Origin of the sequence: Actinomadura sp. NBRC 104425 (genome assembly GCF_030269545.1) — a bacterium.
Classification (GTDB): Bacteria; Actinomycetota; Actinomycetes; order Streptosporangiales; family Streptosporangiaceae; genus Spirillospora; species Spirillospora keratinilytica.
Genome location: NZ_BSTN01000017.1, coordinates 107221 through 120479, shown reverse-complemented (window position 1 = coordinate 120479; position 13259 = coordinate 107221). Strand labels below are relative to the sequence as shown.

Sequence of the window (13259 nt, the reverse complement as noted above, 5' to 3'; positions counted from 1 at the left end):
GGGTGAAAGCATGTGCCGACTGTTCGGGATGACCACCGGCGGCCCCCGCGTCCGGGCTACGTTCTGGCTGCTGGACGCCCCGCAGAGCCTCAAGGCGCAGAGCCGCCGGATGCCCGACGGCACCGGCCTCGGCTGGTTCTCCCTCGGCGACGAGCCGGTGCGCGACCGGGCCCCGATCGCCGCGTACCAGAACGCCGACTTCGCCTCGCACGCCCGCAACGTGGTGTCGCACACCTTCGTCTCGCACGTCCGGTACGCCTCCGGCGCCCCCGTGTCGGTGCACAACGCCCACCCCTTCGACATGAACGACCGGCTGTTCGCACACAACGGCGTGGTCAAGGGCATGGACGTGCTGGACACCTGGCTGACCGACGTGGACAAGGCCCTGCTGGAGGGGGACACCGACTCCGAGCGGGTGTTCGCCTACGTCACCGCCGAGATCCGCAGGCGCGGCGACACCACCGCCGGGCTGGTCGCGGCGATCCGCCGCATCGCCGCCGAACTGCCGGTGTACTCCCTCAACCTGCTGCTGGCCGAGGCGTGCAAGCTGTGGGCGCTGCGCTATCCCGCGCAGAACGAGCTGTGGGTGCTCACGCCCCGGTTCGGCGGCTTCCGGCACCTGCAGTCCCCGCACGAGCCCGGCAGCCTCAACGTGTCCGGCCCCAACGGCGACGGCCGGCACGCCGCGCCCGCGTACGTGATCGCCAGCGAGCGGATGGACGACGACCCGGGCTGGCGGCTGCTGGAGCCCGGCGAGCTGCTGTTGGTGGACGGGCTGAAGGCCACCTCGGTGTTCCCCTTCGCCCCTCCGGCGCACCCGCTGACCAAGGCCGACCTGTCCGCCAGCGAGGCCGCCTCGCAGTCGGAGAGCGGATAGGCCCGCCTGGCCGCCCGCCGCCGCGGGCCTCGCGCGCCGGCGCGCCTCAGCCGCGCCGCTTCCCGGAGCCGCGGCGGGCCTGGGCGCGGAAGCGGTCGGGGATGTCCTGGCGCAGCAGGTAGCCGAAGCCCGCGCGTTCCAGGCGCAGCCCGAGCGCCGCCTGGTCCGTGCCGAGGGCGGCGGCCGCACTCATCACCCTGAGCCTCTTCCGTCGCGCCCGTGCGTTCATCGCCGCCGCCTGAACCGCGGGCGGCCGCAGGCGCTCAGGGGGGTGGCCGAAGGGTCACCTTAAATTTTCCCGAAAACGGACCGCTCCACAGGGTTACATGCACCTTCCGGAAACGGAGTTCGGATGTCAGCATGAAAGCGTCCGGCGGGACCGCATGGGCGACAGAACGCCCTTTCTCTGGACACCTGAGCCAGGCATCGCGCCGTCGCCACCGGCCCCGCCGGACGCTCGCGCCCGGCGGCCGCGACGTCGGATTCCTGCCGGCGCGACCATGCGTCCAAAAGCCACCATGAGTCCCATGGGCACCGGTGGACGGCGCGCCTTCCGATCCGGCGCGGCCGTCGGGACGGCCCGGTGCACCGGCCATGGTGGCGCCGACGGGCCGCTGACACCGCGGGCCGCTGCCCCGGCCCGTCGGCTGACATCAGGGGGGCGCCGGCGGCGGGGAGCGCCGTTGACACCGGAGGGCCGCTGACATGGTTGGGGGTGCGCGAAACGCCCCGGCGGTCGTTGACCGCCGGGGCGTTCTGCCGACTCCGCGAGGGGCGTCCGAGGGCCGGCGCCCTTCACGGTTCCCCGGGGCGTGCCTTGTGGGCGTGCCCCGAAGGGTCCTCTAGGGGGTCGCCCGCCTTACAGGGGCCGGGGCTCGCCCCTGGTGCCGGGACCGTTGCCCCACTCCAGCACCTCGTACTTGACACCGCGCAGGTGGCCCTCGCCGGTGCCCGCGTTGTACTTGCTGGCGGGCTTCCCGCCGTCCAGCAGGTAGCGGAACGTGTAGGTGTCCAGGTCCAGCATCACGCCGTTGTGGGACGGCGCGCCCGGACCGCGGTCGCCGATGAAGCCGACGCGGCTGCGGCCGTTGTAGGTCACGCGCACTTTTGTCATCAGCGGCCAGCTGGGGCTGGCGAACAGGCCCTTCTGCATGGGCCTGCCGCTGGCGGGGGCACCGGTGTCACCGTTGATGCCCGAGCCGTCGTCCCAGAAGTAGGACGCGGTGGTGTACCCGGTCAGCAGGGACTTCTTCTTGGGCTTCTTGGCAGGCCGGGCCAGGCTTGCTTGGGCGGACTGCTCCTGGGCGGCCTGGTTCTGCCCCAGGCTCAGAACGTTGTTCTCCTGGGCCGCCGCCAGCGGCTGCTGGGACGGCATGTTCTTCGGCGCGGCGGCGTCGTCACTCGCGGCGGCCACTCCGGCCACCAGCATGCCGGCCAGGCAGGAACCGGTCACGGCGGTCATGACGACATTGAGCGCACGCTGCTGCATAGGAATCCTTCGTTCGGCGGACAGGGAGCAGCCGTCTCCTGCGGGCACGCCGCTGCGGCGCGTTGCCGGCGCAGGGAACGGCTCCGAGACACGGCTCGGATAGGCCGTCGGGAAAGAGAGAACCCGTGTGAAGCGGATCGCCCGTTGGACAGGGCCGACCGCGGACGCGCACCTGAGAGCGACCCCCGGTGGCCGCGAGCGTGCGCGTACGGAATGAAACGGGTGAGATGCCTGCCGGTCGGAGCTCCAGTGCCCCCGTTGAATGCGGCCGTTGCATGGCCGGCCGCGAACCGGCTGAGGGGGTCCCGCCTGGCGGGCGGGAGGCGACGGCTATGCGATTGGCCCGGTCAATGGCAGGTTGACCAGGACATGACCTGAGTATAGGACGATTTACGCACAGGATGCAAAAACGGACCCGATTTTACCCTTCTGACGGTAGATCGTCGGTTTAACGATCTTTTCGGCGAGCGAATCGGAAGTGCACGGATCCCCTACGGCACGGGCGATTCCGCCGCCCGGCCCGACCGCCGATCTCGGCCAGATCTCGAAAAGATCAATTCGGTACCTGCCTTGCCCGGCTCACCGCGCAGCGCGTTTGATGAGGTTTATGTGACGGGCGGTGCACAAGCGTTGCCTGTGGGACGATGACCTCCATGACCGACTCCGCCGGCCTGCGGACGGCCGACGATGACGACGATCTGCTTCCTCCCCCGGACTGGGCGCCCGGCCGCCCCATGTCGCCCGGCACCCGCGCCGCCTGGTGCTTCGCCGCGCTGGCCGCGGTGCTGGTCGCCGGGCGCCTGTGGGTGGCCCCGGCGGTGGACGGCCGCGCGCTGCACGCCTGGACGACGATCTTCGTGGCGATCTGCGTGCAGGCGCTGCCGTTCCTGGTGTTCGGGGTGATGCTGTCGGCGGCGATCACGGCGTTCGTCCCGGCGGCGTTCTGGCGGCGGGTGCTGCCGTCGCGGCCGGGCGCGGCCGTGCCGGTGGCGGGGGCGATGGGGGCGGTGCTGCCCGGCTGCGAGTGCGCGTCGGTGCCGGTCGCGGGCGGGCTGATGGCGCGCGGGGTGGCCCCGGCGGCGGCGCTGACGTTCCTGCTGGCCGCGCCCGCGATCAATCCGGTGGTGCTGGTGGCCACGGCCGTGGCGTTCCCGGGCAGCCCGCAGATGGTGGTGGGGCGGTTCGCCGCGTCGCTGCTGGTGGCGGTGCTGGCCGGGTGGATCTGGCTGCTGGTCGGCCGGGGCGAGTGGCTGCGCGTCCCGCCGCGTCCCGAGGCCGCCGACGCCGGCCGCTGGGAGGCGTTCCGCCAGGCGATGCGGCACGACATCATGCACGCGGGCGGCTTTCTGGTGGTGGGCGGCGCCGCCGCGGCGACGATCAACGTGGCGGTCCCGGCGGGCTGGGTGGACGGCCTCGCCGGCGCCGGTCCGCTGTCGGTGCTGGTGCTGGCGCTGCTGGCGGTGCTGATGTCGATCTGCTCGGAGGCCGACGCGTTCGTGGCGGCGAGCCTGGCGCAGTTCTCCCCCACGGCCCGGCTGGCGTTCCTGGTCGTGGGCCCGATGGTCGATCTGAAGCTGGTGGCGCTGCAGGCGGGGTTCTTCGGACGGCGGTTCGCGGTGCGGTTCGTCCCGCTGACGTTCGCGCTCGCCGTCGCCGTGAGCGTTCTGGTGGGAGGGGTGCTGCTGTGACGCGGGCCGCGCAGAACCTGCTGTTGATCACGCTCGGCGGGGCCGTGCTGTGGATCACGCTGGCGACCGACGACTACCTCAACTACGTCCGGCCGGGCTTCCGGTACATGCTCGTCCCGGCGGCGCTGGTGCTGCTGGCGCTGGGCGCGGCGGGGCTGCGCCGGGAGTGGACGGACGACCCCGATCCGCGGCACCACGGGCACGCGGGACACCATGGGCACGCACACCACGGGGCACACCACGGACACGATGGGCACCACGGGCACGATGGGCACCACGGGCACGACCACGCGCGCGGCCCCCGGGTGGCGTGGCTGCTGTGCCTGCCCGTGCTGGCGATCTTCGTGATCGCGCCGCCCGCGCTGGGGTCGTTCACCGCCGCGCGCGGCGCGGACCGCCCGGCCGCCCCGCCGCCGAGCCCGGCCGACGAGGGCTACGGGCCGCTGCCCCGCGACCGCGGGCCGATCTCCATGACGCTGGGCGAGTTCATCGGCCGGGCGTGGCAGGCGCAGAACGGCGACCGGTCCTCGTTCGAGGGCGTGCCGGTGCGCCTGACCGGGTTCGTCACGCCCCGCGGCGACGGCGGCTGGCAGGTCACCCGGCTGCGGATGGCGTGCTGCGCGGGCGACGCCGTGCCCTTCCCCGTGATCGTCAAGGGGCTGCCCCGGCCGCCCGCCGACGCGTGGGTCCAGGTGGAGGGCACCTGGCAGCCGCTCCCCCCGCAGGCCGCCGAGAGCGGCGTGCACGTGCTGCAGGGCACGTCCGTCAGGCGCATCAACAAGCCCGCCAACCCCTACGAGTGACCCGCCGTCGACCGGCTCGCCGTGGTCGCCGCCCGGAAGGCGGTGGATACCAACGCGCCCGGGGCTGCTGCCCCGGGCGTCGGCGGAGACCGCGTCGGTGCGCGCTCGGCGAGCCGGCGGCGGCTCAGCGCGCGGGGAAGGCCGTGGGGAACAGCGGGCCGCCCGGTGCGGGGACGGCCGGCGCCGGGGTGAACGCCGGCGCGTGGGGCAGCGCGGACATCTCCGGCTGCTGCGGCGGCGCGGCCGTCGGCGGCGGCGGGGCCGCGTGGGAGCCGTCCGCGCGGCGGGGCTCGGCCGCGAACTGCTGCTGCGGCATCGGCTGCTGCTGTGGCTGCGCCTGGGCCGCGAGCCGGTCGCTGAGCACCGCCATCAGGGCGCGCGCCGTCTCGTCGTCCATCCGCATCAGGACGCTGGGGCGTCCCGAGGGGTCGACGAACGGCGACACCGAGGGCGCGGCGCTCTGCTGCGGCAGGGCCAGCCTCATCTGCTCGCGCAGGTCCTGGGCGAGGCGCAGCGCCTGTCGGTCGCTGTCGCTCAAGTGTGCGGTCATCGCGATCTCCGGGGAGTTCACGTGCGGGGGTCCGGGGGCCATCCTGCTAGCAATAGCGTGCAGGTGCAAGAGCCGATGCACGTGCAGATCGGAAAAAGATCGTCGTGCACCGGCGCCGCCCCGCCCGCCGCCGCACCGGTCCGCACGTCCTGACCTGCGGCGGAAGCGGGGGCCCAGCGACGGAGAGCCGGGAATGTGGCGCACGCCTCATTTGTCGCCGCTTTCCCGTGCGCCCCACCGGCTGCACCGGCCAGCGCTACGCCGCCATGGTGACGCGGCGCCCGTGAGCCGTCCATGCCCGCACGGCACCCGGCCGGGCCCGCCTCGCCGCGCGCCCCGGCGGCCGCACCGCCGCACCGCGCCGACCTCGCACAAGACCCGCGGCCGCCTTCCCGGGACCGGGCCGAGCCGCCGGCGGCGATCTGCGATCGGCGCGAACCGCGGCCCCGGGGCCGCGGCCGCGCGCGCAAGATTCGCCGACACTTGCGCGCGGCGCGGCGGAACCGGCGCCGCGCCGCGCCTGACCGTGACCGGCCGATCAGTCCATGCCGCGTTTGCCGGGCGTCCAGAACGGCTTGACCCGCACCGCCCGGCGCGGCCATCCCCGTTCGCGGACCAGGTGCGCGCGGACGAGCTGGACGGTCCGCGCCTCCCCGGCCACGTAGGCGACGCCGGGCGGGCCGTCCGGCAGCTTGAGCGACCGCACCGCCTCGACCAGCGACGCCGAGGAGGCGGCCGAGGCGTCCCCGCGGTGGCGCCACGTCAGGTCCGCCCGCCGGGGCAGCGCGAGCTCGTCCTCGGGCCCCGCCACCTCGACGACGCCGTACACGCCGGCGTCCGCGGGCAGCGCACGCAGCATCGCCCCGAACGGCACCGAGGCCGTCTCCTCCCCCGCGAACAGGTGGTACGGCGCGTCCTCGCGCAGCGTGAACCCGCCTTCGGGCTTGGTGAAGGCGACCTCCTGGCCGGGACGCAGCGTCCGCGCCCACCGGGCGCCCGGCCCGTCGCCGTCGTGGTCCATCACGCGCAGCTCCAGCGCCCCGGAGTCGGGGTCGTAGTCCCAGACCGAGTAGGTGCGCAGGGCGTCGCGCAGGCCCCGCATCCAGGTGCGGGCCGCGAACAGGTCGCAGACGTTCACCCGCACGTGCTGCCCGGGCGTCCAGGCGAGCCCCGGCACGCCGGTGATCCGCACGTGCCGCATGCGGCGGGCCGCCGGCCGCACGTCCTCGACGCGGCCGCGCACGAACACCAGGTCGAGCATCCTGTCGCGCAGGCGCCCGCCCCCGGCCGGGGACGCGGCGCCGGCGGGAGCCGGTTCGGCGCTCACAAGCCACCTCCAAACGCGTTATATCTCAATCGACCGAGAGATCACGATATATCGTCAGTTGCGGTCGCGGAAGCCCGCGGCGGCGAGGAGTCCGACGACGGCCACGACGACCGCGACCACCCCGAAGCCCGCCGCCATCGCGTCGGTGAACGTCTCCACCGCGCGGGCGCGCGCGGCCGGGTCGCCGCCCGCCAGGGCGCCCGCCCCCGTCCCGCCGCCGTCGAGCCGGCCGGTCAGGACGGTGCCCATGACGGCGACGCCGAGCGCGCTGCCGATCTCGCGGGCGGCGCTGTTGAGCCCCGCGCCCAGCCCCGCCCGGTCGGGCGGCAGGGCGCCCATGATCCCGACCGACAGCAGCGGCACGCACAGCCCCATGCCGACCGACAGGACCAGCAGGAAGACCGCGTAGAGCAGGTAGGGGGTGTCGGCGTCCAGCAGCGACAGCAGCCCGAGCCCCCCGCCCAGCACCAGCAGCCCCGCTCCCACCACGGGGCGGGCGCCGAACCGCTGGGCCAGGCCCACGCTGCGCTTGCTGACCACGAGCATGCCGACCACCACGGGCGCGATGGCCACGCCGGTCTTCAGCGGCGAGTACCCCTTGGCGTACTGCAGGTACTGGGCGTTGACGAAGAACAGCGCGAACAGGCCGAAGAAGGCCGCCGAGACGCCCAGCGCGCCGCTGCGCAGCCGCGGGATCGCGAACAGGCGCGGGTCCAGCAGGGGGTGCGAGGCGCGCGCCGCGTAGACGGCGAACACGGCCAGCAGCACCGCCGCGCATCCGAACGCGCCCAGCACGGACGCGGAGGACCACCCGTGCTCGGGGCCCTCGATGATGCCGAACAGCAGCGCGAACAGGGCGGCGGTGAGCAGCGCCGCGCCCGCCAGGTCGAGGGCGGCCGGGTGGCGCTGCCCGCGCGGCGCGAACCTGGCCACCAGGGCCGCCAGGATCCCCGCCACGGGCAGGGCGCACAGGAACAGGCCCCGCCACGGCAGCCACTGCAGGACCGCCCCTCCGGCGAGGTTGCCGACGGCGCCCGCGATGCCGGTGGCGGCCGTCCAGGCGGCGATGGCGCGGGGTGTGTCCTGCGGCGCGGTGACCTGGAGCAGCAGCGACAGGGTGGCGGGCATGGTCAGGGCGGCGCCCACGCCGGTGACGAGCCGGCCGGCCAGCAGCACCGGCACGCTCGGCGCGGCCGCCGCCAGCAGGCATCCGGCGGCGAACACTCCGAGCCCGGCCAGCAGCACGCCTTTGCGGCCCAGCCGGTCGCCGACGGCCCCGGCGGGGATGAGCAGGCAGCCGAACACCAGGACGTAGGTGTCCACGATCCACACCACCTGGGTGGCGGACGGGGCGAGATCGCTCGCGGCGAGCTTGGGGATGGCCAGGTTGACCGCGGCGACCATGGCCACGACGAGGACCACGCACGCCGACATCAGCGGCGCCATGACCCTCTGTCTTGCGGACGACACCGAGTGTGACGTCCTTCGGGCGGCGTCGATCGTCATGAGAACTTCCTCGGAATCGGGAGTTGATCGAAGAGAGCCGGCCGGTGATGCGCATCCCGCGTCTGGCGGTCTCCAACGTAAGGTGGGGGTGTTTTGCTTTCAAATGCATCTTTTGCACCCGAGGAATGCACGCCATGCAATCCAAGTTGGACATGAACCTGCTGGTCGCGCTGGACGCCCTGCTGGAGGAGGGCAGCGTGTCCGGGGCCGCCGCGCGCCTGCACCTGTCCGAGCCCGCGATGAGCCGGACGCTCGGCCGCATCCGCCGGGCGCTGGGCGACCCCGTGCTGGTGCGGTCGGGACGCGGCATGACGCCCACCCCGCGCGCGCAGGCCCTGCGGGCGGAGGTGCACGACCTCGTCCAGCGCGCCCGGGCCGTCTTCTCCCCCGCCGAGGACCTGGACCCCTCGACGCTCACAGCCTCGTTCACGCTTCAGGCCGAGGAGGGGGTCACCGCCATCGTCGCGGGGCCGCTGCTGGAGCGCGTCGCCCGCGAGGCCCCGGGGGTGACGCTGCGGTTCCTCGGGGAGGGGCCGCGCGACACCCACTCGCTGCGGCGCGACACCGTGGACCTGGAGATCGGCGTCATCAGCACGCCGACCTCGGAGACGCGCGTGGAGCCGCTGCTGTTGGACGACTTCGTCACGGTCGTGCGCCCCGGTCATCCGCTCATATCGCAGGAGATGACGCTGGACGCGTGGATCTCGGCGCCGCACCTGCTGTCCACCCGGCGCGGCCGCCTGGCCGGCCCCATCGACCAGATGCTGGCGGAGACGGGCCGCAGCAGGCAGGTCATCGGCTCGGTGCCGACCGTCACCGCGTCGCTGCTGGTCGTCCGGCACACCGATCTGCTCGGTTTCGCCGCCCGGCGCCTGCACCGCCGGCTGGTGGAAAGGCTCGGCCTGGTGCCCCTGCCCATGCCGCTGGAGCTGCCGCCGCTGCGGCTGTCCCTGGGCTGGCACGCCCGCTACGACGCCGACGCCGCGCACGCCTGGCTGCGCCGCCGGGTCCGCGAGGTCATCACCGAGGTCACCGCGTGAGGCGGCGTCCGCCTTCCGGCGCCGCCGTCACTTTCCCGTGATCGGCGTGCACGGCCGTCCGAAATGCCCGACTGTTATTGCGGCGACGCGCAGGAGGGCGCGCAGGTTTACCGCGGAGGCATAACAATGCGGAATGCCGGTGCCGCTCCCTTGCCGCGAAGCCGTGATCTGCGCGCCGAACGTGGCGGTTCTCATATCGCGGGCCGCGCGGGGACGGCCCGCCGCCGCGTCCGCCCTGGTCAGCGGGCAGGTCCTCGCAAAACAGCCAAAGAACTCGCGCCAAATCGGACCATCTCCCCGTCCCGGCGGCACAATGGCCCGTCCAGAACGCCGTTCACCGAGTTCACCGGGCCTGCCCCCCGGTCCGGCGGCCCCCGGCGGCATAACTCTGCGAACGCGCGCCACCCCGAATAGTGATCAATCCGAGACCTGCCCTGATTGAAACTTCCAGCGTTTCAGCGCAAGCTATCCCGCAGACCGGTTGAAGTCCCCGCACTCACAACCCCCCTACCCCCGACAGGAACGCGACCATGTTCGAGATCTGGGAGACGAGTGAGCCCGCCCGGCTCATCAGCGACGCGGGCAGCCTCAAGGTCGCGCTCGAGAAAGTCGACACCATGTGCAGGCTGCGCCACGACCAGGCGCTGGCCCAGGTCGGCGAGCGCAGCGACGAGGGCTACCAGTTCGAGATCAGGGACCGGGACGGCCGGGCACTGGCCCGTCTGACGTACGTGCCGGACACCTCCCGCGCCTACCAGAGCGTCGTGGTGGAGGAACTGCACGGCGAGGAGCCCGGCGGCTGAGCCGTCCGCGGCCGGGCCCCTGCGCCACGGCCGTGTTCGCCACGGGGGATGACAGATGGTCGACGCGCTGATGACGCGGGCGCTGCGCGCCTTGTCGCGCCCGGATCCGCCCGCGTTCCGCGCGTGCGTCGCCGAGCCGGCCGGACGCCGCGCACGCCCCGTCGACCGGCTGCTGCCGGCGCGCCTGCAGGAGGCGGTCGCCGCCGCCTGGCACCGCGGCCGGCAGCCCGCCGACGTGGCGCGTTACACCGGCCGCACGTTCGGCGACCGGCACCGGCGCCTGGTGGTGGACGTGATCGCGGCCGAGTCGCGGGCCCACCCCGCGGCCGCGACGGACCCACAGTGGCTCGCCCAGCTGGCCGCGTTGGACGCGCGGGTCTGGTGGACGCACGACCACGACCTGCCGCGCGGCTGGTGCCGCCGCGAGGGCGTCGACCGCGCCGAAGTCCTCGCCTGCGCGCTGGAGGTGCTGCACCTGCTGGGCACCCTGCCGCGGCTGCCCAAGATCGCCCCGCTGCCCGGCGAGCCGGCGGCGGCCGCCGCCGGACCGGTCGACGAGCGGATGTCGGCCAAGGTCCGGGCGCTGCCGGCCAAGGCGGAGTCCACCGAGTTCTCCGAGGAGGCCGAGGCGCTCAGCGCGCGGGCGCAGGAGCTGATGGCCCGCCACAGCATCGACCGCGCGCTGCTGGGGGCCCGCGCCGGCGGCGCCGCGGCGGCCGCCGGCCCCGCCGGGCGGCGCCTGGCCGTGGACGCCCCGTACGAGTCGCCGAAGACGGCGCTGCTGACGGTGGTGGCCGAGGCCAACGGGTGCCGCGCCGTCTGGCACCGCGAACTGGGCTTCTCCACCGTGCTGGGGTTCCCGGCCGACCTGGCCGCAGTGGAGATGATGTTCACCTCCCTGCTGGTGCAGGCGACCGCGGCGATGGTGCGTGCCGGAGCGCGGCGGGACGCGGGGGGACGATCCCGTACGCGCTCGTTCCGGCACGCCTTCCTCAACGCCTATGCCGCCCGCATCGGCGAACGGCTGCGCGACGCCGCCGACCGCGCCGCCCGCGACGCGAACCGGGCCGCCGCGGGGCGCGACGCCGCCGGGGGCGGGACGGCCTCTGCGGACGCGCCGCTGCCCGTTCTGGCCGCACGGGACCGCGCCGTCGACCGGGCCGTCGACGGGCTGTTCCCCGACCTCATCAGAAGCCGCGCCCGCGCGGTCTCCAACTACGAGGGCTGGGTGGCCGGACGCGCCGCCGCCGACCTGGCGGGGCTGGCCTCGCACCGCGAGATCGCCGACCGCCGCTGACACCGCGCCGGGCGGCCTCTCCGCGGCCGCGCGCGGACGTGCTCGACTCCCGGCACCGCCGGTGCGCCGGGACCTGCGGCCGCGCCCGGCGCCCTGCCCCGCAGCGGAGCGGGCGCCGGGGGTCAGCCCTTCCTGCGCCGGGTGTTGCCGCCGCGTCCGCGCAGCGGTACGCCGGCCTCCTTGAGGATGTTGTAGATGAACCCGTACGACCGGCCGGTCTCGGCGGCCAGGTCGCGGATGCTTTCGCCGGACGCGTATCGAGGGGCGAGCTCGGCCGCGAGCTTGGTGCGCTCGGCACCGGTCACGCGAGTGCCCCTCGCCAGGGTGCGGGCCACGAGTACCTCCTGAATCGACGTGTATGTCGGCTGCCCGGCGGGACGTCCCCCCGCTGTCAGCACGCTGGTGATCTACCCAACCTACACATTCCCCGCAAACAGGCCGCCAATGCCGCACGAATCGTCACATGAACGGCCGATGATGGACTTTTCCATGGCGATCGGCAAGTCGCAACCGCTGCGCCGGTGACGATCGCCACGTCCCGCCTCCTCGGCACCGCCCGGTCCGGTCCCATCCGGCCGCCTCCGTCCACCCGGCGAACGCCGCCCCCATCCTGTACGGATGAAGCGGTACGAACAGCTCGATCATCGCCAGATGCCACGAACCGGCAACCGACCGCAACCTGGGCGAACACCCTCGAACCATCTCTTCCCCACCGACGGGGCTCCCACCCGCCCCCTCGCCCGCGCTGGAGCGGGGAGGGGGAGGCCGCCCCCCCGTCCCGTGACGGACGCGCCCCGCGGCTCACGCAGTTCCACGACCGTTCCGCGCCATCGCCCGCCCCCATCCGGCGATCGGCCGCTCACCGGGGAAAAACTGCCAGGAAGCGCTTTCCATTTGCGGCCGCGAACGAATCTTGAATCAGATTCGGTATCACGCGCCTCTTTCGCCCGCCGGAACAACGCTGATCACATCGCAGCGCCTCCCCCGTCATCCGCAGCGCGCCCCGCCCTGCGCCCGGGGCGGCGAACCGAGGGGGCGTCACGATCGGCCACCGAAGCCGACACCGCCGAAAGACGGGACGAAAGGCTGACAGAAGATGTCAGGTTTCCGGTCCAGCATGGACGCACCGGCCGCCGCCGACGCAACGCGGACCGGGACCCCACGAACGGATCGACGGATAGGAGCGACCTACAGTGCGTGAAACGCCGGAAGAACTCAAGGAACTGCAGGCCCTGCTGGACGCCTCCCTCGCCCGCTCCTCCGCGCACCTGCGCTCGATCATCCACCCCGGCACCACGCTGACCGCCGAGCAGCTCACCGGGGTCCTCACCGGCATGTGCCCCCTCGCCCTGTCCACCGTGACGGCGAAGGGCGAGCCGCGGATCAGCGGCGCCGACGGGCACTTCCTGCACGGCAAGTGGCACTTCGGCACGGCGCCCGGCGCCGCCAAGGCCCGCCATCTGGCCGCCCGCCCCGCCGCCAGCGCCGCGCACATGCGCGGCGAGGACCTGGGCGTGTTCGCGCACGGCACCGTGGAGATCCTCAGCTCCCCGGGCCGCGAGCCGGCCGCGGACTGGCCGTACGTGCGGGAGTACTTCCAGGACTTCTACGGCAACGACGCGTTCGACTGGGACGAGGTGGTTTTCTATCGGCTGCATCCGCACTGGATGACCGTTTATGCTCGCGACATCGCCGAGCTCACCGCGGCGTCCCGCGCTTGATCGCTTCAGATCGGACGGAGGGCGTCAAGTAGGTCGGCGAGTGTGGCCGATGCCGGTCGCCGTTGCGAGGCGGGGGCGAGCATGTCGGTCATCGCGGTAAATGTCAGAGGCCAGGAGCTCCGACTTCGGCCGGCGACGTCGCGGCACCCGCATCCCCC

At 73.7% G+C, this 13259-nt stretch carries 13 protein-coding genes; 7 read left to right on the top strand and 6 right to left on the bottom strand.

Translation table 11 applies throughout. The annotated features are described in order from the left end of the window. The first annotated feature begins 10 nt into the window (after window positions 1–10). Window positions 11–877 (top strand): class II glutamine amidotransferase, encoded by an 867-nt coding sequence (locus tag QSK22_RS23555; protein ID WP_285496503.1) that lies wholly within the window; start codon window positions 11–13, stop codon window positions 875–877. Window positions 878–923: 46 nt separating this feature from the next. Here the strand turns inward: QSK22_RS23555 and QSK22_RS23550 are convergent, their stop codons facing one another. Both QSK22_RS23550 and QSK22_RS23545 read right to left on the bottom strand, forming a co-directional pair. Next, complete coding sequence (locus QSK22_RS23550) at window positions 924–1070, bottom strand: hypothetical protein (RefSeq protein WP_285496502.1); 147 nt, start codon at window positions 1068–1070, stop codon at window positions 924–926. A gap of 666 nt (window positions 1071–1736) precedes the next feature. Beyond that, on the bottom strand, window positions 1737–2366 hold the full coding sequence (locus tag QSK22_RS23545) for a hypothetical protein (RefSeq protein ID WP_285496501.1): 630 nt from the start codon (window positions 2364–2366) through the stop codon (window positions 1737–1739). Window positions 2367–3010: 644 nt separating this feature from the next. Here QSK22_RS23545 and QSK22_RS23540 point away from each other — a divergent pair. Then, window positions 3011–4054, top strand: coding sequence for a permease (locus QSK22_RS23540; RefSeq protein WP_285496500.1), 1044 nt, complete (start codon window positions 3011–3013; stop codon window positions 4052–4054). Then, a complete protein-coding gene (locus tag QSK22_RS23535) occupies window positions 4051–4857 on the top strand; it encodes a TIGR03943 family putative permease subunit (protein ID WP_285496499.1) in 807 nt (268 codons plus the stop codon). The genes QSK22_RS23540 and QSK22_RS23535 overlap by 4 nt, the downstream gene beginning before the upstream one ends. Before the next feature lie 124 nt (window positions 4858–4981). Here QSK22_RS23535 and QSK22_RS23530 read toward each other — a convergent pair whose 3' ends face one another. From QSK22_RS23530 to QSK22_RS23520, 3 genes are all read right to left on the bottom strand, one after another. Continuing rightward, window positions 4982–5407, bottom strand: a complete 426-nt coding sequence (locus QSK22_RS23530) for a hypothetical protein (protein ID WP_285496498.1) — start codon at window positions 5405–5407, stop codon at window positions 4982–4984. A gap of 538 nt (window positions 5408–5945) precedes the next feature. Next, window positions 5946–6734, bottom strand: a complete 789-nt coding sequence (locus QSK22_RS23525; protein WP_285496497.1) for a siderophore-interacting protein — start codon at window positions 6732–6734, stop codon at window positions 5946–5948. Window positions 6735–6788: 54 nt separating this feature from the next. Next, entirely contained in the window at window positions 6789–8180 is a 1392-nt protein-coding gene (locus QSK22_RS23520) for an MFS transporter (protein ID WP_285496496.1), read from the bottom strand. Between the two features lie 194 nt (window positions 8181–8374). On the opposite strand from QSK22_RS23520, the gene QSK22_RS23515 reads away from it, so the two are divergent. The 3 genes from QSK22_RS23515 (at window position 8375) to QSK22_RS23505 (ending at window position 11380) form a co-directional block, all read left to right on the top strand. Continuing rightward, entirely contained in the window at window positions 8375–9280 is a 906-nt protein-coding gene (locus tag QSK22_RS23515) for a LysR family transcriptional regulator (RefSeq protein WP_285496495.1), read from the top strand. Window positions 9281–9810: 530 nt separating this feature from the next. Further along, complete coding sequence (locus QSK22_RS23510; protein ID WP_285496494.1) at window positions 9811–10083, top strand: hypothetical protein; 273 nt, start codon at window positions 9811–9813, stop codon at window positions 10081–10083. A gap of 55 nt (window positions 10084–10138) precedes the next feature. Then, a complete protein-coding gene (locus tag QSK22_RS23505; RefSeq protein ID WP_285496493.1) occupies window positions 10139–11380 on the top strand; it encodes a DUF2786 domain-containing protein in 1242 nt (413 codons plus the stop codon). A gap of 122 nt (window positions 11381–11502) precedes the next feature. On the opposite strand, the gene QSK22_RS23500 is transcribed toward QSK22_RS23505, so the two are convergent. Continuing rightward, a complete protein-coding gene (locus tag QSK22_RS23500; RefSeq protein ID WP_067911029.1) occupies window positions 11503–11715 on the bottom strand; it encodes a helix-turn-helix domain-containing protein in 213 nt (70 codons plus the stop codon). An 858-nt stretch (window positions 11716–12573) separates the two neighbouring features. Between QSK22_RS23500 and QSK22_RS23495 the strand changes: the two genes are divergently transcribed. Continuing rightward, complete coding sequence (locus tag QSK22_RS23495; RefSeq protein WP_285496491.1) at window positions 12574–13101, top strand: pyridoxamine 5'-phosphate oxidase family protein; 528 nt, start codon at window positions 12574–12576, stop codon at window positions 13099–13101. Window positions 13102–13259 lie beyond the last annotated feature (158 nt).

What these genes read in the sequence shown, in the direction of transcription:
- QSK22_RS23555 (WP_285496503.1), top strand. Translation starts at nt 11, where the DNA reads ATGTGCCGACTGTTCGGGATGACCACCGGCGGCCCCCGCGTCCGGGCT.
- QSK22_RS23550 (WP_285496502.1), bottom strand. Translation starts at nt 1,070, where the DNA reads ATGAGTGCGGCCGCCGCCCTCGGCACGGACCAGGCGGCGCTCGGGCTG.
- QSK22_RS23545 (WP_285496501.1), bottom strand. Translation starts at nt 2,366, where the DNA reads ATGCAGCAGCGTGCGCTCAATGTCGTCATGACCGCCGTGACCGGTTCC.
- QSK22_RS23540 (WP_285496500.1), top strand. Translation starts at nt 3,011, where the DNA reads ATGACCTCCATGACCGACTCCGCCGGCCTGCGGACGGCCGACGATGAC.
- QSK22_RS23530 (WP_285496498.1), bottom strand. Translation starts at nt 5,407, where the DNA reads ATGACCGCACACTTGAGCGACAGCGACCGACAGGCGCTGCGCCTCGCC.
- QSK22_RS23520 (WP_285496496.1), bottom strand. Translation starts at nt 8,180, where the DNA reads ATGGCGCCGCTGATGTCGGCGTGCGTGGTCCTCGTCGTGGCCATGGTC.
- QSK22_RS23515 (WP_285496495.1), top strand. Translation starts at nt 8,375, where the DNA reads ATGCAATCCAAGTTGGACATGAACCTGCTGGTCGCGCTGGACGCCCTG.
- QSK22_RS23510 (WP_285496494.1), top strand. Translation starts at nt 9,811, where the DNA reads ATGTTCGAGATCTGGGAGACGAGTGAGCCCGCCCGGCTCATCAGCGAC.
- QSK22_RS23505 (WP_285496493.1), top strand. Translation starts at nt 10,139, where the DNA reads ATGGTCGACGCGCTGATGACGCGGGCGCTGCGCGCCTTGTCGCGCCCG.